A 20680-nucleotide genomic window follows, 5' to 3' on the forward strand; every position below is an offset into this window, starting at 1 on the left:
CCGCAGCGCCCGTGGGTGAACCGCCAGTGGCCGCTCAGCGTCGGCCGTTGGCCAAACGTTTGACGACGACCAGCAGGCGGTCGATTTCCTCGCAGGTGTTGTAGAACGCCAGCGACGGCCGCACCGTCTGTTCGACGCCGAAACGACGCAGGATCGGCTGCGCGCAGTGATGCCCGGAGCGCACGGCGATGCCTTCCTCGTTGAGCGCCTTGCCGACTTCCTCGGTCGAGTAGCCGGCCAGCACGAAGGACGCCACGCTGGCCTTGTCCGCCGCCGTGCCGATCAGGCGCACACCGGGAATCGCAGACAGCCCGCGCATCGCATAAACCAGCAGATCGTGCTCGTAGCGGGCGATGTTCTCCAGGCCGATGCGCTCGACGTAATCGAGCGCCGCGCCCAGACCGACCGCGTCGGCGATGTTGCCGGTGCCCGCTTCGAACTTGTTCGGTGCCGGCTGGAACAGCGTCTTCTCGAAGGTCACGTCGGCGATCATGTTGCCGCCACCCTGCCAGGGCGGCATCTGCTCCAGGATCGCCTTCTTGCCGTAAACCACGCCGATGCCGGTCGGGCCGAAAATCTTGTGGCCCGAGAACACGAAGAAATCCGCGTCCAGCGCCTGCACGTTCACCCGCAGATGCGACACCGACTGCGCGCCGTCGACCAGCACCTTGGCGCCGGCCGCGTGGGCCATGTCGATCACCTGCTTAATCGGCGTCACCGTGCCCAGCGCGTTCGAGACCTGCGTCACCGAAACGAGCTTGACCTTCGGCCCGAGCAGCTTCTGGTACTCGTCCAGACGCAGCTGGCCGGTGTCGTCGACCGGGATGACCTTGATCTTGGCGCCGACCTGCGCCGCCAGTTGCTGCCAGGGGACGATGTTGGCGTGGTGTTCGAGCAGCGAGACGATGATCTCGTCGCCCTCGACTATGTTCTGCACGCCCCAGGTCTTGGCGACCAGGTTGATGGCTTCCGTCGCGCCGCGCACGAAGATGATCTCGTCGCTGGAACCGGCGCCGAGGAAGCGTTGCACCTTGTTGCGCGCGGCTTCGTAGGCGTCGGTGGCACGCGCCGCCAGTTCATGCGCCGCTCGGTGAATGTTGGAATTCTCGTGGGCGTAGAAGTAGGCGAGGCGGTCGATGACGGATTGCGGCTTCTGCGTCGTCGCGGCGTTGTCGAACCAGACCAGCGGCTTGCCGTTCACCCGCTCCTGCAGGATCGGGAAGTCGCGGCGGACGGCGTTGACGTCGAAGGGCGGTCGCGCACTCGGTGCAATTTCCGGCTCCCGCGCCGTGGCGTCGAGGAAATAGAAATTGCCCGAATGTTGCGGTCGACCGTGGAAATCGTCCGTTTTCCGTTCGCCGGCAATCTCGGCCAGCAAGGCATGCAGTTCGCCGTCGCCCGGCAAACCGAATGGCTGCGCGACAACGCGGTTTTCCGGCACCTTGGGCGCGGCCGCCTGCTGATAGGGACTGGCTTCGCCGAGGAAATAGTACGGCGAGCCGGGAACCGAAACAGGCAAAGTCAGCGGCAGGCTGTCGATGAAGCTGCTCGGCGGCTGCGGCGGCGCCACCGGCGGCAAGGCGGCCGCGTAGGCTTCCGGCACGCCGAGTTCGCCACCGCCACCACCGACCGGATCGACCGGGTCCGGCGCCACCGGCACCGGTGCCACGCTCGGGCCAGACTGGATCAGGCTGGGCTCCGGCGCTGGCGTGCTGCCGGCAGCAAGCGAGCTTGGCAGATCGAAAGACGGCAACGCGGCCCCCGGCAAGGCGCGGAAGAATTCCGAGGCCAGCCGGCCAAGCGTGGCTTCATCCGGGATGCCGGGCACAGGCGCGCCGGACAGCCCTTCGACGCCCTTACTTGTAGGTGTCGGGATAGTCATGGTACTTGCCGATCTCCACGTCATCGAGAACTGCCAGTGCATCCGGAACCAGCACGGCCAGCGAGCAATACAGCGAAATCAGGTAGGACGCGATGGCGTTGCGGTTGATGCCCATGAAGCGTACCGACAGGCCCGGCGACTGCTCGCCGGCGAGGCCCGGCTGGAACAGGCCGACCACGCCCTGGCGTTTCTCGCCGACGCGCAGCAGCAAAATCTTGGTTTTTCCGCCGTCGACCGGAACCTTGTCCGACGGGATCAGCGGAATGCCGCGCCAGGTCAGGAACTGCGCGCCGAACAGCGAAACGGTCGGCGGCGGCACGCCGCGGCGGGTGCACTCGCGGCCGAAGGCGGCGATGGCCAGCGGATGGGCGAGGAAGAAAGCCGGCTCCTTCCAGACCTTGGTCAGCAGCTCGTCGAGGTCGTCCGGCATCGGCGCGCCGGTCAGCGTCGAGATGATCTGGTCGTCGGCGACGTTGGCCAAGAGGCCGTAATCCGGGTTGTTGATCAGCTCGGATTCCTGGCGCTCCTTGATCGTCTCGATGGTCAGGCGGAGTTGTTCCTTGATCTGGTCGTGCGGGCTGGAATAGAGGTCGGAAACACGGGTATGGACGTCGAGGATGGTGGTGACGGCATTGAGGAAGTATTCACGCGGTTGCTCGTCGTAATCAACATAGGTCTGCGGCAGCTCCGACTCGTCGCGCTGCGAGCACGCAACCCGCACGTCGCGCGGGTTCTTGACGGTATTCAGGCGATAGATACCAGCTTCAACCGGCAGCCATTGCAGCAGATGCACCAGCCAGCGCGGGGTGATCGTCGACAGCTGGGCCGTCGTCTTGGTCGCATTGGCTAGCTGCCGTGCGGCGGCATCGCCGAGGGCGGTGGGTTCGGGGGTCTGGGCCATGAAACACTCTCCTTAGATCAAAATCGGAAATGGTTATGAAAATCGTGGATAAGGATTGTCGAAAGCCGGCGCCCTGCCTTCAACATGCTATAGCCATCAAAAGGGCTGAAAAGACGCTCAGGCCGGTCGTTGCTCGCAATGTGCAAGCAGCCCGGAGAGCGGCAGATCCAGCGCCGAAGCCAGCTTCGCGGCGGTGGCCAGCGACGGCATCGCATCGCCGCGCTCGACCTCGCCGAGATAGGAACGATTGAGATCGGCACGCTCCGCCAGCAACTCCTGGGACCAGCCGCGCTGTTCGCGGAAATGCCGAACCGAGGCGCCGAAATCGTCGATCTGTCGGCTCATCACGCCACCCTCCTCGGCTGCGCCGGCTCCTGTTGCAGGCTGGCCTGCGACACCTGGCTGCCCGGCGGCACGCTGCGGGTCAGCCAGACGTTGCCGCCGATGCTGGAGCCCTGGCCGATGACGATGCGTCCGAGGATGGTCGCGCCGGCATAGACCACCACGTCGTCCTCCAGTACCGGGTGCCGGGGTGCGCCCTTTTCCAGCGCGCCGCTCTCGTCGACCGTGAAACGTTTGGCACCCAGCGTGACCGCCTGGTAGAGGCGGACGCGCTCGCCGATGACGGTGGTTTCGCCGATCACCACGCCGGTGCCGTGGTCGATGAAAAAGCCGCCGCCGATGGTCGCGCCGGGATGGATGTCGATGCCGGTCGCCGAGTGGGCGATTTCGGACAGGATGCGGGCGATCAGCGGCACGCCCAGCGCATACAGCGCATGCGCCAGCCGGTAATGGATCACCGCCAGGATGCCCGGATAGCACAACAGCACCTCATCGACACTGCGGGCCGCCGGATCGCCGAGGTAGGCCGCCTCGACATCGCTGTCGAGCATCCGCCGGATGGCCGGCAACTCCCCGGCAAAGCGTTTGACGATTTCCGCCGCCTGCGTCTCGACGCCTTCCTTCTCGTCGCAATTCAGGCGCCGGTGGTAGCCCAGTTCCAGCTGCACTTGCTGGAACAGCGCGTTGAGCGCGCTATCCAGCGTATGGCCGACATAGAAATCCTCGCCTTCCTGATGCAGGTCGGCCGGGCCCAGGCGCATCGGGAACAACACGCCGCACAGCGCCTCGGCAATCTGCTTCAGTGCATCGCGCGACGGAAACTCACGTACGGCGAACTCGCGCGAACGCTGCTGCGCGGCCCGCCAGTTATCGCGCGCCAAACGCAGTTCGGCAACGATGTCCTTGACGCCCCAGCCGCCGAGCTGCGCGTAAGCCGGGGAGGAACCGGGCGCACCGATCGTCATGCCGGCAACCCTGCCTCGTTGAAGAGGCCTTCGAACAGGATCGAACTCAGGTAGCGCTCGCCCGAATCGGGCAGCACGACGACGATGGTCTTGCCCGCGTTCTCGGCTTTCTGCGCCAGCCGGACCGCGGCGGCGACGGCGGCGCCGCTGGAAATGCCGGAGATGATGCCTTCTTCGCGGGCCAGGCGACGGGCGTAGGTCACCGCATCCTCGTTGGATACCTGCTCGACGGCATCGATCAGCGACAGATCGAGCACGCCCGGCACGAAGCCGGCGCCGATCCCCTGAATCTTGTGCGGCCCCGGTTTCACCGGCTCGCCGGCCAGGGTCTGGCTGAGAACCGGGCTGGCCGACGGCTCGACGGCCACCGACTGGATTGCCTTGCCGCGCGTCCCCTTGATGTAACGGGAAACGCCGGTGATCGTGCCGCCGGTGCCGACGCCGGAGACCAGGATGTCGACGGCGCCGTCGGTGTCTTCCCAGATTTCCGGGCCGGTCGTCGCTTCGTGAATGGCCGGGTTGGCCGGGTTCTTGAACTGCTGCAGCAACACGTATTTGTCCGGATCGGCGGTGGCGATTTCCTCGGCCTTGGCCACAGCACCGCTCATCCCCCTGGCCCCTTCGGTCAGTACCAGCTTGGCGCCGTAGGCAGTCAGCAGCTTGCGGCGCTCCAGGCTCATCGTCTCCGGCATGGTCAAGGTCAGCGGAATCCCCCGGGCGGCGGCCACGAAGGCCAGCGCGATGCCGGTATTGCCCGAGGTCGGCTCGACCAGTTCCTTGCCCGGCCCGAGCAGGCCGCGCTTTTCGGCGTCGTCGATCAGCGCCGCACCGATCCGGCACTTCACCGAATAGGCCGGATTGCGCCCTTCGATCTTGGCCAGCACGGTTGCCCGGGCACCGTCCACGATCCGGTTCAGCCGGATCAGCGGGGTATGGCCGATGGAGTCGGCGTTGTCCTTGAAAATCTTTGCCACGAGTTCGCTCCTTGAAAAAAGAAAGTGATCAGTCCTGCACCCAGGGCAGGCCGGCATGCCGCCAGCCGTTGAAACCGCCCCGCCGTTGCTGTTCGTCGAGATCGCCCTCGAAGCCTTCGAGAACGTTGAACACCTGGGCAAAACCGGCCTTGGTCGCCGCTTCTGCTGCCGCCGCCGAACGCTTGCCGCTGCGGCACAGCAGCAGGATCGCCTGCGCCTTGCCGGCCTTGCTCTCCAGCTCCTTGACGAAGCGCGGATTGCGCGACAGCGACAGGCCGGTCAGCCAGGCGACATGCTTCGACTCCGGCACATGGCCGACGAACTTGCGCTCCTCGGCGGTACGCACATCGACCAGGATCGCGTCGCCGGCCTGGAACAGCGCCCAGGCATCCTGCGGCGACACGCTGCCGGCATAGGGCAGGCCTTCGGCAGCAGCCTGCGTCCGGGCCTTATCAAGGATCGGCGACAAGGTCTGGCGACCGGTTTCCCGCGACGCCGGCGCAGCCTGGCTGTTCGCGAATTCAGCAACGATTCCGTTCATGGCACTCCTCTCGTAGTGAAGAAATGGGCGGCCGCCGTTGATGCGGTCCGCTGACGTCTGTAGCCACCAATGTAGGAAGCCGGCGTCATTGCCAGAACGAATAAATCCTTACTAGGTTATAAGCCGTGCGCTTATATCGACCCGCGGTACGCTTCAGTTGCCGAGCGCCGCCAGCGACTCGCTCAGCTGCCCCAGACTGCGCCGGCTGAACACCACCGGCAGGGCCCGCCCTTCGGCCAGCCGGCGAATCTTGCGCGCCAGACCGTGATTGACCTGATCGACCATGACGACGACCAGTTTCGTATCCAGCGGAATGGCCCGATGGCACTCGCCGGGCTTTCGCCCGCTCCAGTGCCGCACCGGCGAAAAGCCGCGACCGGACAGATAGTCGCGATAGGCGCCTACCCGGTCTCCCCCGACGATCAATGCCGACATGCCCTGTTCCTTCACGCGATTGCATGGTCGCAACGCTAATGGCCAGCGACACCGATCCCAACGAGCTTTTCCTGCATAGCTCATGCGCCGGCCGCTGATATCGAAGTAAGCCGGCGCGGCTACCGGTGCGGCCTGGAGATATAAGCTTCCAAGCTTTTCTTCGTTGGTTGCCACCCAGCGTCGCCCTAGCATGCCGGCCCATGAGCGACATCAACACCCTGCGCCGGCCACGACCAGAAGGAAATCCGCGCCGCCGGCTACGCCCGCGAGTACACCGAAAAGCTGTTCGCCGACTGCGCCGAGCTGATGCAGGCCATCGTCAGACAGTTCCAGGCCACGGCCATCTGGACCACGCCGTCCTACGCCTGGTACCTGGGCGAAACGGCGATCAAGGAAGGCATCGATCCGAAGAAAGATCTGAACATCAAGCGCATCTTCGTCGCCGGCGAACCCGGCGGCTCCATCCCCGAGACCCGCCAGCGCATCGAAGCGCTGTGGGGCGCCTCGGTCTATGACTACTACGGCCTGTCCGACATCTTCGGCTCCTGCGCCGGCATGTGCGAGGAAAAGCACGGCCTGCACTGGGCCGAGGACCACATCCTGGTCGAAGTGCTCGACCCGGAAACCGGCGAGCCGGTGGCCGACGGCGAACGCGGCGAACTGGTGCTGACCACGCTGAAAAAGGCCGCACGGCCGATGATCCGCTTCCGCACCGGCGACATCGTCTCCTTCACCAGCGAACCCAGCGCCTGCGGCCGCACCTCGCAACGCATGCTCGGCACGCACGGGCGGCTCGACGACATGCTGATCATCAAGGGCGTGAACATCTTCCCCAGCGACGTCGAAGCCATCGCCCGCAAGGACCACGACCTGAGCGGCGAATACAAGCTGATCGTCGAACGCGAGAACCACCTCGACATCCTCACCGTGGAAGTCGAACGTGCCACGGTCGACGCCTCAAAAGACGCAGAATTGGCCCATCGCTTCGCCGGGCACCTCAAGTCGGCGACGGGGGTTTCGGCGAAGGTGGTGATCCTGGCACCAGATACCTTGCCGAGAGCGACGCACAAGGCGAAGCGGGTGGAGGACAGGCGGCAGGGGGTTTGGAACTGAGGAATGAGGATTCAAAAAGCCCGGCTTGGCCGGGCTTTGGGTGTTGTGGGACCGTTATCGACACTTAACGACGCTGTAGAAAACCCCCGCTTAGGAAATTGAGGGGCGATTTTTGGTGATGATTTATGTCTCCGAGGACGATGATCGTCGATTCTGGAGCGATTGTGAAAATCGAATTTTTCTGGGTCGCTGTCATTTCCCGCCGAACTAGGTTTTTCTACAGCCTCAACGTTTGACGTGAGGGGCGCCGAGCGCAGCGAGGGAACCCAAAAGCAAAGCTTTTGGGCGTCCCACTCGACAGAATTGTTAGATGACGCCTTCCCTTTCGAGCACTCGTCGAACATCTTCAAAAATCGCTCCGATATTTCCTTTTGGATATCTGATCTGGCCAAGCCCTTGAATATTGCTAAACTCCTCGCAACCTTCTTCTAGTAATACAATTGCCTTTTCAAATCCTAGCCTCCCTTGGAAAAGGCCTACTTCGTGAATTACGTTCATTCTAGCGTGATGGTTGCCATCAGATTGTTCGTCTTCTGCAGTCATTACAAGAAAAGCAATACAAGACTGATCAAGCATTTGAGCCAGACGCGTAACATTGGACAGCCCAGCAACTGGGACTCGATTAAACTCATCCCATGGCAAATTCAATCTTTCACTTAAGAAATCTTTTATATCTCGCCAATCCTTTGATTTGCCGTGCCCGATAAAGATGTTCGTTCCAACTCTAGCGCTTCTGTTCATTTTGTCCTCAACATTTTTTAAGTGATTTAGCATTCTCTCTGTTATTTTCTTTGCTTTTTTTGCGGACACGAAACCAGCCAATACCCCATATACATTACATTCAACGTGCTTGTGTGGAGGAACAATAATTTTATGCTCTACTCGTCTGTCTCGAGTGGATATCTGTCCTTTTGGAAGGCAGCTTTTTATGAAATCATTTATTGATGGAACGGTTAACTCATCCAACTCCGAGGCCAGCTTCTGCAAAAAAACATCTTTATCTAGAATGCCTTGCGAGTGCAAAATGGAGGAAATATTACTCTTTACTTCCTCCAATGTTTCGGCCGCCTTTTCACTTTCAGATATTAGACTATCAATCTGCGGGCTTCCTGCTATTTCATATATGTATTTTATCACGTCCTCAGCAGCATACTCTCTCCAATCCCCGACGCTGCACATGCCTAGTGAACTAAAATCGCTATACAAGCCCCACTCAGTGCTGAAATGCGCGCCAGGCGGGGGAGGGTTAAAGTTTTCATAATAAACACGTGACTGATAACCTAGATATGAACCTGACCATGAGCGACCAACTTTTTCTGCGGCTGTTATTAGGCTATCTAGAGTTGAGTGGTCGTAATCGGAATACAAATCGAGGCAGGCGGATTCTTTTAGAACAAGTTCATATGGAGACAATTTATACCTCGTATTTATTTTGATGCAGCTAACTCAGACGGAGATTTGCCTAACGTGAAGGTCAGCGGACAGCAAAAGCGCAGCTTTTGATGGTCCGCTGCACCGCAGGGTTAGACTCCATAGCCCCATCCTGCACGGTTTGCTGGCGGAGGTGGGGGAACGTGTGCTTGCACCCACATCTGAGCTTCAGCAAGAGAGTTGAGATGAACGAGCGCTAGGTCATTCGACGTAGGGTTGTACGCGACCAACTCCAAAGCTGAACGTGTCGAAGCGCTGGTTTCTTTCAACACCCAAACAATGTACTGTTCGAATTCGGCAAGTGAAAGCGACTTGGTGCCATTAGGGCTGAAAAACTCCTGCGAAAATTGGCTGGCTAACGTTTGCGTAGTGGCATTTGGCATTAATGCTGAAAGACCGCAGGCGCTCCCGAAAACTGCTTGTGTGCACACTTCGTTTCGATAAATGTTGAGCTTGACCTGCCTTGATGGCCCCTCAGTCCAAGAAACGAAATGACATCTATCGTGGAGTTCCCGCATATCGTGGCGTTTTAGGAGCTCCTGGCAAAGCGTTAACCGTCGGCGCTTGAACTTCTCACTCACCAAGTCGCTTTGCGAGTACTTAAATTCGACAATCGCAAAGCGATCAGAGTCAGTGAGCACATAGTCTGCGCCCGCATCACGATCCTGCCCATCAAGTGAGAACGAGTGAAATCGACAACCGTATTCCGGCGCCTTGGTCTGCAGGAAGTTCCGAAATATGTCTGCAAATGACTGCTCGTGCTTCACGGCGGTGGCCTCTTGTAATCTAACGTTGAAAATCACCGGACGCAGGCAAGCGAAGCTTGTCGGAGGTCCGGTGGATTGGATTGTTGGGCGTTACCCAGGAAACAGAAAGGCTTACGCGGGTCATGGTACTAATGATCATTGAGCCCCCCCTCCTGTGTTGGGCGATTGGCGATATAGGCAAGATAGGTTTTTGCCACTAACCCGGCGTAGGCGAACCCGATAATTAAGACACCTGCGAACTGAATGGGTCTCTCGGTGGAAGCGAAAAGCCGAATTCCAATGACCAGAGCACCGAAACCCCACTCCAGCCAAGCACTGAATTCCGCAGGTTTTGGTTTTAGGGCTTGCCGCCCGGAGACAAAAAACACTGATGCGAAAAGGCCGAGCAGAAGTACCGCGACTAGATCCTGAAGATTCGGAGGAAGTTCGGCAAACCATGATGTCATCTTTGTGACGCCCAACTAGTAGTCGACGACAGAAGTGTCCAATAAGCTGGACCTCTGTCCGATAAGCTGGAATACGCGACAGGCCGCAGTCCTTGCCTGTTGGGCTTTTTCAGAAAAATGTGTTTTATGCAGCATGCAGGCGAGAGACTGAAACCGGACAGATTGTCATTGTACTGATGTCATCCATGCAACGGACATCTCGTTGAGCGTCTGCTTTGCAGAATTTTTTTTGAACAGCAGCAGTTGGCCGATTGCTCCAATACAAGCGCGCTATTTAGTAGCGAAAATCACACCCCCGCCCTACCCCCCATACCGCCGCGCCGCCTCAACCGCCAACCCGGCCCCGATACTCCCGAACAAATCCCCCTCCACCACGCGCACCTGCGGCAGCAGCGCCGAGATGCGGTGACGCAGCACGGGGATGCCGCTCGAACCGCCGGTGAAGAAAACCGTGTCGATGCCGCTGGCCGCGATGCCGGCTTCGGGTAACAGCCGGGCGACGGCGCCTTCGATCTTGCCGACCAGGTCCTGCGCGGACAGGTCGAAGTCGAGGCGGTTGAGCGCCATCTGCTCGCCGGGCGAGAAGCGCTCCAGCGACAGCGGGGCGGTGTCTTCACTGGACAGGCGGATCTTCGCTTCTTCGACCTGATGTGCCAGCCAGTGGCCGGCGCGCTCGCGAATCAACGCCAGCAGGCGGTCGAGCCGCTCGGGCTCGGCGGCGTCGATCTGTAGCCGCTGCTGCTCGGTCCACACCTGGCGCGTGTAGGCGAAGTTGATGGTGTGCCAGGTGGCGAGGTTGAAGTAGATGCTGGAGGGCATCTCGCGGCCGTTTTTCAGTTGGCTGCGATGGCCGAGCAGCGGCATGACCTGCGCCAAGCTGAGTTGCTTGTCGAAATCGGTGCCGCCGGTGTGGATTCCGTCGTTGGCCAGCACGTCGCTCCAGCGGTCGGCGGCCTTGGCCCGCTCGGGGGAAAGGCGGACGATGGAGAAGTCGGAGGTACCGCCGCCGATGTCGGCGACCAGCACGACTTCCTCCCGGGCGAGGCTGGTTTCGTAGTGAAAGGCGGCGGCGATGGGCTCGTACTGGAAGCTCAGCTCCTTGAAACCAACCTCACGGGCGATGGCGGCCAGCGTGTCTTCGGCCAGTTGGTCGGCGTTGCGGTCGTCATCGACGAAATGGACGGGGCGGCCGAAGACCGCCTGATCGAATGCGCGCTGCCCTTCACGCTCGGCGCGCGCCTTGAGGCTGGCGATGAATTGCGTGAGCAGGTCACGGAAGCGGACGTTGCGCCCCTGGATTTCGGTGACGCCGTCGATCAGGCTGCTGCCGAGCAGGCTTTTCAGCGAGCGCATCAGCCGGCCTTCGTAGCCGGCCAGATACTCCTGCAGGCCGGCCCGACCGAAGCTGACGCTGTCTTCCTCGGCATTGAAGAAGACCACCGAAGGCAGGGTCGGCTTGCCGTCTTCCAGCGTCAGCAGGACCGGCCGATCCGGCCGCAGCCAGCCGACGGTGGAGTTGGACGTACCGAAATCGATACCGCAGGCATGGGCTGAAATCTGGGAAGACATGGGGAGGCTTTTTGGGCGGGGCGGCGATGCTACTGCGTGGCTTTCAGGCTGTCCAGAGTATCACTGCCGCGATAAGCCGCCGCCCCTCGCAACGCGGCCATGCCTTGCGGAATTTCCGGTTTTTCCGGCGTCGACCGCAGCAAGCCAAGCCGTCAGCCAGGCCGCTTATACACATTGCATCGACCCTTATCCCGGCGGCTGCACGCTGTTTATAGGCTTAATTTCCTTCATGCCGCTGCACTGCCAGTCTTAAGGTGGCCTCCTTTCTAAACCGGTCGGCTAGGAATTCCGGTCGGCAGTTTTTGCGCCAACCCTGCGGTCGACCGCAACAAACCGCCATTTCAGCCGATTCAACGCCAGGAGCCCCCCATGCCCAATTCTTCCCGCCGCAAGCTCATCGCCCTCGCCCTCGGCAGCCTCGCCCTGCCCTTCGCCAGCCCGGTATCCGCCCAGACCGGCTGGCCGGCCAAGGAAATCCATCTGGTCGTTCCCTGGCCGGCCGGCGGCGAATCCGACGTTTACGCCCGGGCACTGGCCCAGGATCTGAGCGTTCGCCTGAAACAGCCGGTGATCGTCGAAAACCGTGCCGGCGCCACCGGCGCCATCGGCATCCGCCATGTCGCGCGCAGCAAACCGGACGGTTACACCTTCCTGTTCGGCAACACCACATCGGTGGTCGGCAACGTCGTTTCCTCGCTGGAGCCGGTGCAATTCGATCCGGTGGCCGATTTCACGCCGATTGCCGCCATCGTCGAAAGCGCCTACGTGTTCTGGGCCCACCCGGCGCTCGGCGTGAAGAATTTCGACGAATTCCTGGTCCGCGCCCGCGACCGCAGCAAGCCGCAACTGGCATTCGGCGTCACCGGAGCCGGCGCGCTTTCCGAGCTGTCGGTCGAGCAACTGGCCCGCCATTACAAGCTCGACCTGCTCAAGGTCCAGTACAAGGGCTCGGCGCCGCAACTGTCCGACCTGATCGCCGGGCACACCCAGATCGGTACCGCCGATCCGTCGGTCGCCCTCGGCCATTACCGCGAAGGCCGCCTGGTGCCCCTGCTGGTGATCGGCAACGAGCGCCTGCCGGAACTGCCGAATGTGCCGACGCGCAAGGAACTGGGCATCCGCGAGCCGGACCTGACCATCTGGAACGGCCTGCTCGCCCCGGCCGGCACGCCGCGCGAGATCGTCGACGCATTCACCCGCGCCGTCGGCGAATCGGTAAAGAGCACGGTGTACAAGGGCGTCGCCGACGGTCCCGGACGGCGGGCCCTGTTCCTCTCCGGCCCGGCCTTCGGCGAGCGGATCAAGCGCGAACTGGACGAACGCCGGCGTTACAAGGCCGCCGTCGACAGCGGCAAGTAAGCCGTCCCCTGCCTCCCATCCACACGAGATTTTTCGTTCATGAGCCTCCCTACCTTCACCCGTTTCCGGGCCGAACGCTATACGCCGGCCATCGGCGCACTGATCCACGACCTCGACCTGTCGGCGCCGCTCGACGATACCGCGCAACAGGAATTGCGCACCGCGCTGGCCCATTTCGCCGTGCTCTTCTTCCGCCGGCAGACGCTGGACGCCCAACGCCAGGTCGAGATCGCCTCGATCTTCGGCACCGCCGACGGCGGCAAGGCCTACTTCCCGACCTCGGCGGACAACCCCATCGTCGAGGTGCTCGAAACCCGGCCGGGCGGCCCGCGCTATACCACCGACCAGTGGCACCAGGATCTCAGCTACCTGGCCGATCTGCCGGCCGGCGCGGTGCTGCAGGCGGTCGAGTTGCCGGAAGCCGGCGGCGACACGATCTGGGCCAGCGGTCGTGCGGTCTACCAGGCGCTGGACGCCAATCTCGCCGCTCGCCTCGAAGGCCTGACGGCCACCCACAGCATCGAGCACAGCGGCTGGCCGGAAATCCTGCGCAGCCAGCCCGACGGCGAAGCCCGCTACCGCCAGATCCGCAACGAACAGGTCCCGGTCAGCCATCCGTTGATCCGTACCCACCCGGTCACCGGCGAGAAATACGTGTTCACCAATCCCAAGTACGTCGAGCGCATCAACGGCCTGACGCGCGGCGAGAGCGACTGGCTGCTCGCCCGTCTCCACGCCCTGTACGAGCGCCCCGAGGCGCAGGCGCGGTTGCGCTGGGAATACGGGACCGTCGCCATCTGGGACAACCTGACTACCTCGCACTACGCCGTGGCCGACTACCTGCCGGCTTACCGGCGCATGCACCGGGTCACTTTCTGAAACGCGCCCTTGATCTTCCGGCAGCCGCGCCTGCGCTTGCCGGAACCCCGCAATATCCCCGAATGACCGGCAAACCTACCCCCCGCAGCGGCCCCGGCCGCCCACCCCGCCAGCACCAGGACGGACTCGACACACGCGACGCACTGATCCGCTGCGGCGTCGAAATCCTGACCGAGAAAAGCTTCGCATCGACCAGCATCGGCGAAATCCTGAACCGGCTCGACGTACCGAAAGGTTCCTTCTATCACTACTTCGACAGCAAGGAAGCCTTCGGCGTCGAGGTCATCGACCGCTACGCCGCCTATTTCGCCCGCAAGCTCAACCGCCAGTTGAGCGACCGGACGGTAGCGCCGCTGCAGCGCATCGCCAACTTCATTGCCGATGCCGGGCGCGGCATGGAAAAACACGATTTCCAGCGCGGCTGCCTGATCGGCAACCTCGGCCAGGAGATGAACTCGCTGCCGGAAACCTTCCGCGCCAAGCTGGAAGCGACCTTTGTCGACTGGCAGCAACGGCTCGCCCTCTGCCTGCACGCCGCGCAGCAGGACGGCGCCCTGCGCAGCGATGCCGACTGCGAACAACTCGCCGCCTTTTTCTGGATCGGCTGGGAAGGCGCCGTGCTGCGCGCCAAGCTGGTCCGCAAGATCGCCCCGCTGCTGATCTTTGCCGACGGCTGGTTTGCCGGCCTGCCGCGGGCCTGATTGAGACCTCGCCGCCCCGCCGGAACGGCTGCCGTACCGGGCATCCCGAGACCAATGAAATGCCCGGCCGGCACCCCGGCAATTCGCCGAATCGATATAGAACCGATCCCAATAAGCTATTCAGGTCTAAATCGTTCTCCCCACCCGGCGCGCTGCCTATAGTCCCAGCCATATCGAGGCGCGGACGCGTTTTCCGGAATCCCCAGAAAAAGCATCCGCGCATTTTTGATCCATCGCTAGACGCTTGGTCTGTTTTTCATTTCCGGGGAGATCGTCCCATGAAACTTCGTCTGATCCGCCAACAGGATTTCACCACCGGCTTGTTCTTTCTCGTCACCGGCAGCCTCTTCGCCTGGGGCTCGCTGTCGTACAAGATCGGCACCGCCATGCGCATGGGACCGGGTTATTTTCCGCTCGTCCTCGGCGCGCTGCTGGCGGTGATCGGTCTTTTCCTGGCCGCCCGCAACGCCCGCGTCGACCTGACCCGCGAAGAAAGCCAGTTGATCGAGAAGCCCTGCCTGCGCTCGCTGCTGTTGATCGGCGTCGCCATGCTGGTGTTCGCCTTTTCGCTGCAAAGCCTCGGCCTGATCGTCGCCACCGTCGGCCTGGTCGTCGTTTCCGGCATTGCCAGCCAGGCATTCTGCTGGAAGGAAATCGGCGTCCTGAGCACCTCGCTGGCCGCCTTTGCCTCGATCGTCTTCTCCTGGGCGCTCGGCCTGCCCCTGCAGGTATTTCCGGCATGATCGAACTGCTCGGACAACTGGGTCAGGGCTTCGAAGCCGCGCTGACCCTGGGCAACGTTTTCTACTGCCTGGTCGGCGTCACCCTGGGCACCCTGATCGGCGTTCTGCCCGGTCTTGGCCCAGTGGCGACGATTGCCATGCTGCTGCCGGTGACCTACGGCCTGCCGCCGCTGTCGGCGCTGATCATGCTGTCGGGCATCTACTACGGCGCCCAGTACGGCGGTTCGACCACCGCCATCCTGGTCAACCTGCCCGGCGAATCGTCTTCGGTGGTCACCTGCCTCGACGGTTATGCGATGGCGCGTCAGGGCCGCGCCGGCACCGCACTCGGCGTTGCCGCCCTCGGTTCCTTCTTCGCCGGTACCTTCGCCACGATGCTGATCGCCGTGCTGGCCACGCCGCTCTCGGAAATCGCCCTGAAATTCGGGCCGGCCGAATACTTTTCGCTGATGGTCCTCGGTCTGGTCGCCGCCGTTGTGCTCGCTTCCGGTTCGCTGCTCAAGGCCATCGCCATGACCTTGCTCGGCCTGCTGATCGGCATCGTCGGCACCGACGTCAATTCCGGCATCGAACGCTTCAGCTTCGGTATTCCCGAGCTTTCCGACGGTTTCGACTTCGTCATCGTCTCGATGGGGCTGTTCGGCATCGCCGAGATCATCCACAACCTGGAAAAGAACGAAAGCCGGCAGATCTTCACCAGCAACGTCGGCCGCCTGTGGCCGGGCCGCGAGGATTTCCGGCGCAGCTGGAAACCGGTCATGCGCGGCACCTTCCTCGGCTCGATCCTCGGCGTGCTGCCGGGCGGCGGTGCGGTGCTCAGTTCCTTCGCCTCGTATTCGCTGGAAAAGAAGCTCTCCGACGATCCTTCGCGTTTCGGCCAGGGTGCGGTGGAAGGCGTCGCCGGCCCGGAATCGGCCAACAACGCCGGCGCCCAGACCTCGTTCATCCCGATGCTGACGCTGGGCATCCCGTCCAACGCGGTGATGGCGCTGATGGTCGGGGCAATGATGATCCACGGCATCGTGCCCGGCCCGCAGGTGATGACCGAGCGCCCGGAACTGTTCTGGGGCCTGATCGCCAGCATGTGGATCGGCAACGCGCTGCTGGTGCTGCTCAACCTGCCGCTGATCGGCATCTGGGTGCGCCTGCTGAAGGTGCCTTATCGCCTGCTTTACCCGGCCATTCTGCTGTTCTGCGGCATCGGCATCTACAGCGTGAACCAGAGCGCGGTCGACATTGCCTTCGCGGTCGGTTTCGGCGCCCTCGGCTACCTGTTCATCAAGATCGGCTGCGAGCCGGCCCCGCTGTTGCTCGGCTACGTGCTCGGCCCGCTGATGGAGGAAAACCTGCGCCGCGCGCTGCTCCTCGCCCGCGGCGACGCCACCGTCTTCGTCAGCCGGCCGCTCAGCGCCACCCTGCTCGCCCTGGCTGTCCTGCTGATCGTTGTCGTCGCCCTGCCAGCGGTACGCAAAACCCGGGAAGTGGCCTTCCAGGAAGACTGATTTCGAACGCCTTTAGAAAACACCAAGAACCATGAGCCTCAACCCGCACAATCCCTACGCCATCGCCACCCGCGATCCCGCCGAATACCAGGCACAGCTTGGCGAACACCGTTTCCGGAAACTCCGGGAGCAGATCCGCTACCTGTGGTCCAACAAAGACTACTTCCGCCCGCGCTTCCTGGCCGCCGGCCTGACGTCGCCGGACGACATCCGCAGCATTGACGATTTCCGCCGCCTGCCGGCCTTCATGGACAAGGTCAGCCACCGCCAGTCGCAGGAAGATTCGCTGGCCCGCTACAACCACCCGTTCGGCCTGCACCTGACGGCACCGCTGGAGAGCGTCGTCCATCTGGCCGGCACCTCCGGCACCACCGGCCAGCCGACTTTCTACGCCTTCACGAAACGCGATCTGGAGATTTCGCACCAGACGCTCGCCCGCCTGTTCGCCGAAGCCGGCATCCGGCCGGGCGAGACGACTTTCCACGCCTTCGGCCTGTCGCTGTGGCTGGCCGGCGTCACCTACGTGCAGGCGCTGGAAGCCTACGGCGCCCGCCCGGTGGCGCTCGGCGCCGAGGCCGGGGTGCCGAAGATCCTGAATTACATCAACTTCACCCGACCGACGACGCTGTTCGCCACACCGTCGATGATCAACCAGCTGATCGACCGCGCCCCGGGCGAAATCGGCAAGCCGGTCGGCGCGCTGGGCATCCGCCGCATCCTCTGCGCCGGCGAGCCGGGGGCCGGCCTGCCGGCCTTCCGCCAGCGGGTACGCGAGCATTTCGGTGCTGAGGTTTTCGACATGATGGGCGGTGCCTGGCACAACGCGCTGATCTCCTGCGCCAGCAGCGACTACCACGGCATGCACTATCTCACCGACGATAGCTGCTTCCGCTACGACCTGGTCGATCCGGTGACCAAGGAACCGATTCCGCTGACCGACGGCGCCGTCGGCGAGGCCCTGCACACCGCGCTCGATTACCAGGCGGCGCCGGCCTTCCGCTATGCCACCGGCGACATCATCAGGATCAACGTCGGTGAATGCCCGGGCTGCGGCGTCTTCGGCACCCGCCTGCAGATCGTCGGCCGGGTCGACGACATGCTGGCGATCAAGGGGGTCAAGGTCTATCCGGCGGCGATCCAGAGCGTCGTCCTGCAGTTCCAGCCGGAAATCTCCGGCGAGCTGCGCATCCGTCTCGACGCGCCGCCGCCGCGCGTCGAAGGCCAGTTGCGCCTGGCCGTCGAAGCCGCCGCCGGCCTGCCGGAAGCCCAATGGCCGGAAATCGCCCAACGCATCGAGCAACGCATCCGCGAACTGCTGACCTTCCGCCCGGCGGTCACCCTGCTGCCCTTCGGCAGCCTGCCGCGCACCGGCGGCAAGACCAAGCTGATCGAAGTCGCCCCGCAACCCTGAGCATTTTTCGAGGAAATCCCATGTCGACCGTAAAACTCCCCCGCTTCACCCGCCGCGCCGCACTGATCGCCGCTGCCCTCGCCGTCCTGACGCCGTTCGCCGCCCAGGCCGACAATTGGCCGAGCAAGCCGATCAAGCTGGTCGTTCCCTACCCGCCCGGCGGCGCCGCCGATGCCGTCGGCCGGATCGTTGCCGAAAAGCTGTCGGAGCGCCTGCAGCAATCGGTGATCGTCGAGAACAAGCCGGGCGCCGGCACGGCCATCGCCGCCGACTACGTCGCCAAGTCGCCGGCCGACGGCTACACGCTGGCGATTGCGCCGACCGGCCAGCTGACGATCCTGCCGCACGTGCAGAAAAGCGGCCGGCTGGAGCCGCTGACCGCGTTCACGCCGATCTCCCAGGTCGCCTACACCGCCGTCGCCATCGCTGCCGCGCCGAATTTCCCGGCCGCCACGCTGAAGGAAGCCGTCGCCCTGGCCAAGGCCAAGCCGGGTGACGTGACGTTCTCGTCGTCGGGCAGCACGACGATCATCCACCTGGCCGGCGAGTATTTCGCCGGGGAAGCCGGCGTCAAGCTGCTGCACGTGCCGTTCAAGGGCAGCGCGCCGGCGGTCACGGCGCTGCTCGGCGGCGAGGTCAACCTGGCGTTCGACACACTCACCGTGCTGGCGCCGCAAATCAAGGCCGGCAAGGTCAAGGGCCTGGCGATTGCCGCCAAGGAACGCTCGCCGCTGCTGCCCGAGGTGCCCACCGTCGCCGAACTGGGCTATCCCGGCTTCGAGGTGCCGTCGTGGTTCGGCCTGGTCGGCCCGGCCGGATTGCCCAAGGAGATCGTCAAGCGGCTCAACGGCGAAATCACCGCCATCCTGGCCCAGCCGGCGGTCAAGGAACGCCTCGCCGGCCAGGCGCTGCAGGCCTCGCCGGGCACGCCGGAACAGTTCGCCCAGCGCATCCGCGACGACTACGCCAAGTACGGCAAGGTCGTCCGCCAGGCCGGCATCACGCTGGAGTAAACCGAGCGTGAGCCAGCACGACGCCCCGATCGACTACCTGGCGCGCACCCGCGCCTGGTATCTGGCGCTCGGCTACGACAAGCCCTACGTCTGGGCCCGGCACGACGACGCGCCGTTTTTTGCCCTGAAAAAGCCGTTGACCGCAACGACCGTCGCCCTGGTCACCACCGCCGCGCCGTACCGGCCGGAGCACGGCGACCAGGGCCCGGGCGCCCCCTACAACGCCGCCGCCAAGTTCTGGCAGGTCTATTCCGGCGACAGCGCCATCGACCACGACCTGCGCATCGCCCATGTCGCCATCGACCGCCAGCACACGACGATGCGCGACAGCGCCTGCTGGTTCCCGCTGCCCCGGCTGCGGGCACTGGCGGCGCGCGGCGCGCTGCGACTGGCGCCGCGCTTCCACGGTTTTCCGACCAACCGCAGCCAGCGCCAGACGATGGAGGTCGATGCGCCGGAACTGCTCGCCCGCTGCCGCGCCGACGGCGTCGAGGCGGCGCTGCTCGTCGCCAACTGCCCGGTCTGCCACCAGAGTCTGGCGCTGGCCGCCCGCCATCTCGAAGCCCACGGCATCGCCACCGTCGTCCTCGGCTGCGCCCGCGACGTGGTCGAACGGGTCGGCGTGCCGCGCTTCCTGTTTTCCGATTTCCCGCTCGGCAATGCTGCCGGCAGGCCGCATGACCCGGCCGCCCAGGAATTGACGCTGCTGCTCGCGCTGAACCTGCTGGGCGAGGCCGCGGCGCCGCGTACCACCTGGCAGTCGCCGCTGCGCTGGCCCGGCCCGGCCGACTGGAAACTCGATTACGCCAACCCCGAGCGCATCGCCGCCGACCAACTAGCGCGTCTGCGCGACGACGCCGAAGCCGCCCGCCTGGCCGCCCGCGCCCAGCGCGAGGCCACGCTCGGCCAGACCGACCAACCTGCTTTCTGCAGCCTCTGACCCCCAGGAAAACCCATGCCCGAAGTGCTTTACGAATCCCGCGACGGCGTCGCCGAAATCACCATCGACCGCGCCGACAAATACAACGTCCTGACCCACGAGGTGGTCGCCGAACTGCGCCTGGCCTGGGAACGTTTCAACGCCAGCCCGGAAGATCGCGTCGCCATCCTCAAGGCCAGCGGCAGCAAGGCCTTCACCGCCGGCGCCAACCTGCGCGACATTCCCCATGACCTGTGGCGCGCCATCCCTGGCGCCGGCATTGCGGTGGACAAGCCGATCATCGCCGTCACCGCCGGCCTGGTCGTCGGCGGCGGTCTGGTGCTGGTGCAGTTCGCTGATCTTGCCGTCGCCGCCGACAACAGCGTGTTTTCCTACCCGGAAGCCAAGGTCGGCTTCTCCGGCGGCCTGATCTCGTCGCTCGCCGCGCGCATCCCGCACAAGGTGGCGATGGAGTTGCTGCTGGTTGGCGGCAACATCGATGCCCGGCGCGCCTACGAGGTCGGCCTGGTCAATCGTGTCGTCCCGCTCGGCGAGGAACTGGCGACGGCCCGCACCCTGGCCGCGCAACTCGCCGCCAACGCGCCGCTGGTGCTCAGCCTGTTGAAGCGCTTCGTCGGCCAGACCCTGGCCAAGGGACCGACCGAACTCGCCGCCAACGCCCGCGCCGCGATCGAGACGATCAACACCTCGGCCGACTTCGTCGAGGGCATCACCGCATTCACCGAGAAACGCCCGCCGGTGTTTTCCGGCCACTGACCCCGGGAGA

Annotated in this window: 20 protein-coding genes; 10 read left to right on the top strand and 10 right to left on the bottom strand. The window is 63.6% G+C overall.

What is annotated here, in order from left to right:
- Positions 1–34: 34 nt before the first annotated feature.
- From L0962_RS17885 to L0962_RS17915, 7 genes are all read right to left on the bottom strand, one after another.
- On the bottom strand, positions 35–1882 hold the full coding sequence (locus tag L0962_RS17885) for a family 2A encapsulin nanocompartment cargo protein cysteine desulfurase (RefSeq protein WP_234087913.1): 1848 nt from the start codon (positions 1880–1882) through the stop codon (positions 35–37).
- The gene (locus L0962_RS17890; protein WP_234087914.1) at positions 1857–2783 is read right to left on the bottom strand and encodes a family 2A encapsulin nanocompartment shell protein; all 927 of its coding nucleotides are present in this window, start codon (positions 2781–2783) and stop codon (positions 1857–1859) included. Before L0962_RS17890 ends, L0962_RS17885 begins: the two co-directional genes overlap by 26 nt.
- 117 nt (positions 2784–2900) lie before the next feature.
- Positions 2901–3128, bottom strand: coding sequence for a helix-turn-helix domain-containing protein (locus L0962_RS17895; RefSeq protein WP_234087915.1), 228 nt, complete (start codon positions 3126–3128; stop codon positions 2901–2903).
- Positions 3128–4090: a serine O-acetyltransferase EpsC gene (gene epsC, locus L0962_RS17900; RefSeq protein WP_234087916.1), complete on the bottom strand. Its 963-nt coding sequence runs from the start codon at positions 4088–4090 to the stop codon at positions 3128–3130. Before epsC ends, L0962_RS17895 begins: the two co-directional genes overlap by 1 nt.
- Entirely contained in the window at positions 4087–5064 is a 978-nt protein-coding gene (gene cysK, locus L0962_RS17905) for a cysteine synthase A (RefSeq protein WP_234087917.1), read from the bottom strand. Before cysK ends, epsC begins: the two co-directional genes overlap by 4 nt.
- A 28-nt stretch (positions 5065–5092) precedes the next feature.
- A complete protein-coding gene (locus L0962_RS17910) occupies positions 5093–5605 on the bottom strand; it encodes a rhodanese-like domain-containing protein (protein ID WP_234087918.1) in 513 nt (170 codons plus the stop codon).
- Between the two features lie 153 nt (positions 5606–5758).
- Positions 5759–6040: a DUF2325 domain-containing protein gene (locus L0962_RS17915; RefSeq protein ID WP_234087919.1), complete on the bottom strand. Its 282-nt coding sequence runs from the start codon at positions 6038–6040 to the stop codon at positions 5759–5761.
- Between the two features lie 303 nt (positions 6041–6343).
- Between L0962_RS17915 and L0962_RS17920 the strand changes: the two genes are divergently transcribed.
- Positions 6344–7153, top strand: coding sequence for a phenylacetate--CoA ligase family protein (locus L0962_RS17920; protein WP_367398040.1), 810 nt, complete (start codon positions 6344–6346; stop codon positions 7151–7153).
- Positions 7154–7459: 306 nt separating this feature from the next.
- Here L0962_RS17920 and L0962_RS17925 read toward each other — a convergent pair whose 3' ends face one another.
- The 3 genes from L0962_RS17925 to L0962_RS17935 form a co-directional block, all read right to left on the bottom strand.
- Positions 7460–8566, bottom strand: coding sequence for a TIR domain-containing protein (locus L0962_RS17925; protein ID WP_234087921.1), 1107 nt, complete (start codon positions 8564–8566; stop codon positions 7460–7462).
- Positions 8567–8676: 110 nt separating this feature from the next.
- A complete protein-coding gene (locus L0962_RS17930; protein ID WP_234087922.1) occupies positions 8677–9351 on the bottom strand; it encodes a hypothetical protein in 675 nt (224 codons plus the stop codon).
- Positions 9352–10097: 746 nt separating this feature from the next.
- Positions 10098–11366 (bottom strand): Hsp70 family protein, encoded by a 1269-nt coding sequence (locus L0962_RS17935; RefSeq protein ID WP_234087923.1) that lies wholly within the window; start codon positions 11364–11366, stop codon positions 10098–10100.
- 369 nt (positions 11367–11735) lie between these two features.
- On the opposite strand from L0962_RS17935, the gene L0962_RS17940 reads away from it, so the two are divergent.
- From L0962_RS17940 to L0962_RS17980, 9 genes are all read left to right on the top strand, one after another.
- Positions 11736–12725: a tripartite tricarboxylate transporter substrate binding protein gene (locus L0962_RS17940; RefSeq protein WP_234087924.1), complete on the top strand. Its 990-nt coding sequence runs from the start codon at positions 11736–11738 to the stop codon at positions 12723–12725.
- A 39-nt stretch (positions 12726–12764) separates the two neighbouring features.
- Positions 12765–13604 (top strand): TauD/TfdA family dioxygenase, encoded by an 840-nt coding sequence (locus L0962_RS17945; protein WP_234087925.1) that lies wholly within the window; start codon positions 12765–12767, stop codon positions 13602–13604.
- A 62-nt stretch (positions 13605–13666) separates the two neighbouring features.
- Positions 13667–14305 (top strand): TetR/AcrR family transcriptional regulator, encoded by a 639-nt coding sequence (locus L0962_RS17950; RefSeq protein ID WP_234087926.1) that lies wholly within the window; start codon positions 13667–13669, stop codon positions 14303–14305.
- Between the two features lie 278 nt (positions 14306–14583).
- Positions 14584–15048, top strand: a complete 465-nt coding sequence (locus tag L0962_RS17955; protein ID WP_234087927.1) for a tripartite tricarboxylate transporter TctB family protein — start codon at positions 14584–14586, stop codon at positions 15046–15048.
- A complete protein-coding gene (locus tag L0962_RS17960; protein ID WP_234087928.1) occupies positions 15045–16550 on the top strand; it encodes a tripartite tricarboxylate transporter permease in 1506 nt (501 codons plus the stop codon). Before L0962_RS17955 ends, L0962_RS17960 begins: the two co-directional genes overlap by 4 nt.
- Before the next feature lie 31 nt (positions 16551–16581).
- Entirely contained in the window at positions 16582–17961 is a 1380-nt protein-coding gene (locus L0962_RS17965) for a phenylacetate--CoA ligase family protein (protein ID WP_234087929.1), read from the top strand.
- A 20-nt stretch (positions 17962–17981) separates the two neighbouring features.
- A complete protein-coding gene (locus tag L0962_RS17970; RefSeq protein ID WP_234087930.1) occupies positions 17982–18974 on the top strand; it encodes a tripartite tricarboxylate transporter substrate binding protein in 993 nt (330 codons plus the stop codon).
- A 7-nt stretch (positions 18975–18981) separates the two neighbouring features.
- Entirely contained in the window at positions 18982–19914 is a 933-nt protein-coding gene (locus L0962_RS17975) for a hypothetical protein (protein ID WP_234087931.1), read from the top strand.
- Between the two features lie 15 nt (positions 19915–19929).
- Positions 19930–20670, top strand: coding sequence for an enoyl-CoA hydratase/isomerase family protein (locus tag L0962_RS17980; protein ID WP_234087932.1), 741 nt, complete (start codon positions 19930–19932; stop codon positions 20668–20670).
- The last annotated feature ends 10 nt before the right edge of the window (positions 20671–20680 follow it).

Origin of the sequence: Azonexus sp. R2A61 (genome assembly GCF_021401135.1) — a bacterium.
Taxonomy (GTDB): Bacteria; Pseudomonadota; Gammaproteobacteria; order Burkholderiales; family Rhodocyclaceae; genus Azonexus.

What these genes read in the sequence shown, in the direction of transcription:
- L0962_RS17945 (WP_234087925.1), top strand. Translation starts at nt 12,765, where the DNA reads ATGAGCCTCCCTACCTTCACCCGTTTCCGGGCCGAACGCTATACGCCG.
- epsC (WP_234087916.1), bottom strand. Translation starts at nt 4,090, where the DNA reads ATGACGATCGGTGCGCCCGGTTCCTCCCCGGCTTACGCGCAGCTCGGC.
- L0962_RS17980 (WP_234087932.1), top strand. Translation starts at nt 19,930, where the DNA reads ATGCCCGAAGTGCTTTACGAATCCCGCGACGGCGTCGCCGAAATCACC.
- L0962_RS17970 (WP_234087930.1), top strand. Translation starts at nt 17,982, where the DNA reads ATGTCGACCGTAAAACTCCCCCGCTTCACCCGCCGCGCCGCACTGATC.
- L0962_RS17955 (WP_234087927.1), top strand. Translation starts at nt 14,584, where the DNA reads ATGAAACTTCGTCTGATCCGCCAACAGGATTTCACCACCGGCTTGTTC.
- L0962_RS17910 (WP_234087918.1), bottom strand. Translation starts at nt 5,605, where the DNA reads ATGAACGGAATCGTTGCTGAATTCGCGAACAGCCAGGCTGCGCCGGCG.
- L0962_RS17940 (WP_234087924.1), top strand. Translation starts at nt 11,736, where the DNA reads ATGCCCAATTCTTCCCGCCGCAAGCTCATCGCCCTCGCCCTCGGCAGC.
- L0962_RS17960 (WP_234087928.1), top strand. Translation starts at nt 15,045, where the DNA reads ATGATCGAACTGCTCGGACAACTGGGTCAGGGCTTCGAAGCCGCGCTG.
- L0962_RS17950 (WP_234087926.1), top strand. Translation starts at nt 13,667, where the DNA reads ATGACCGGCAAACCTACCCCCCGCAGCGGCCCCGGCCGCCCACCCCGC.
- L0962_RS17895 (WP_234087915.1), bottom strand. Translation starts at nt 3,128, where the DNA reads ATGAGCCGACAGATCGACGATTTCGGCGCCTCGGTTCGGCATTTCCGC.
- L0962_RS17965 (WP_234087929.1), top strand. Translation starts at nt 16,582, where the DNA reads ATGAGCCTCAACCCGCACAATCCCTACGCCATCGCCACCCGCGATCCC.
- L0962_RS17935 (WP_234087923.1), bottom strand. Translation starts at nt 11,366, where the DNA reads ATGTCTTCCCAGATTTCAGCCCATGCCTGCGGTATCGATTTCGGTACG.
- L0962_RS17915 (WP_234087919.1), bottom strand. Translation starts at nt 6,040, where the DNA reads ATGTCGGCATTGATCGTCGGGGGAGACCGGGTAGGCGCCTATCGCGAC.
- L0962_RS17890 (WP_234087914.1), bottom strand. Translation starts at nt 2,783, where the DNA reads ATGGCCCAGACCCCCGAACCCACCGCCCTCGGCGATGCCGCCGCACGG.
- L0962_RS17885 (WP_234087913.1), bottom strand. Translation starts at nt 1,882, where the DNA reads ATGACTATCCCGACACCTACAAGTAAGGGCGTCGAAGGGCTGTCCGGC.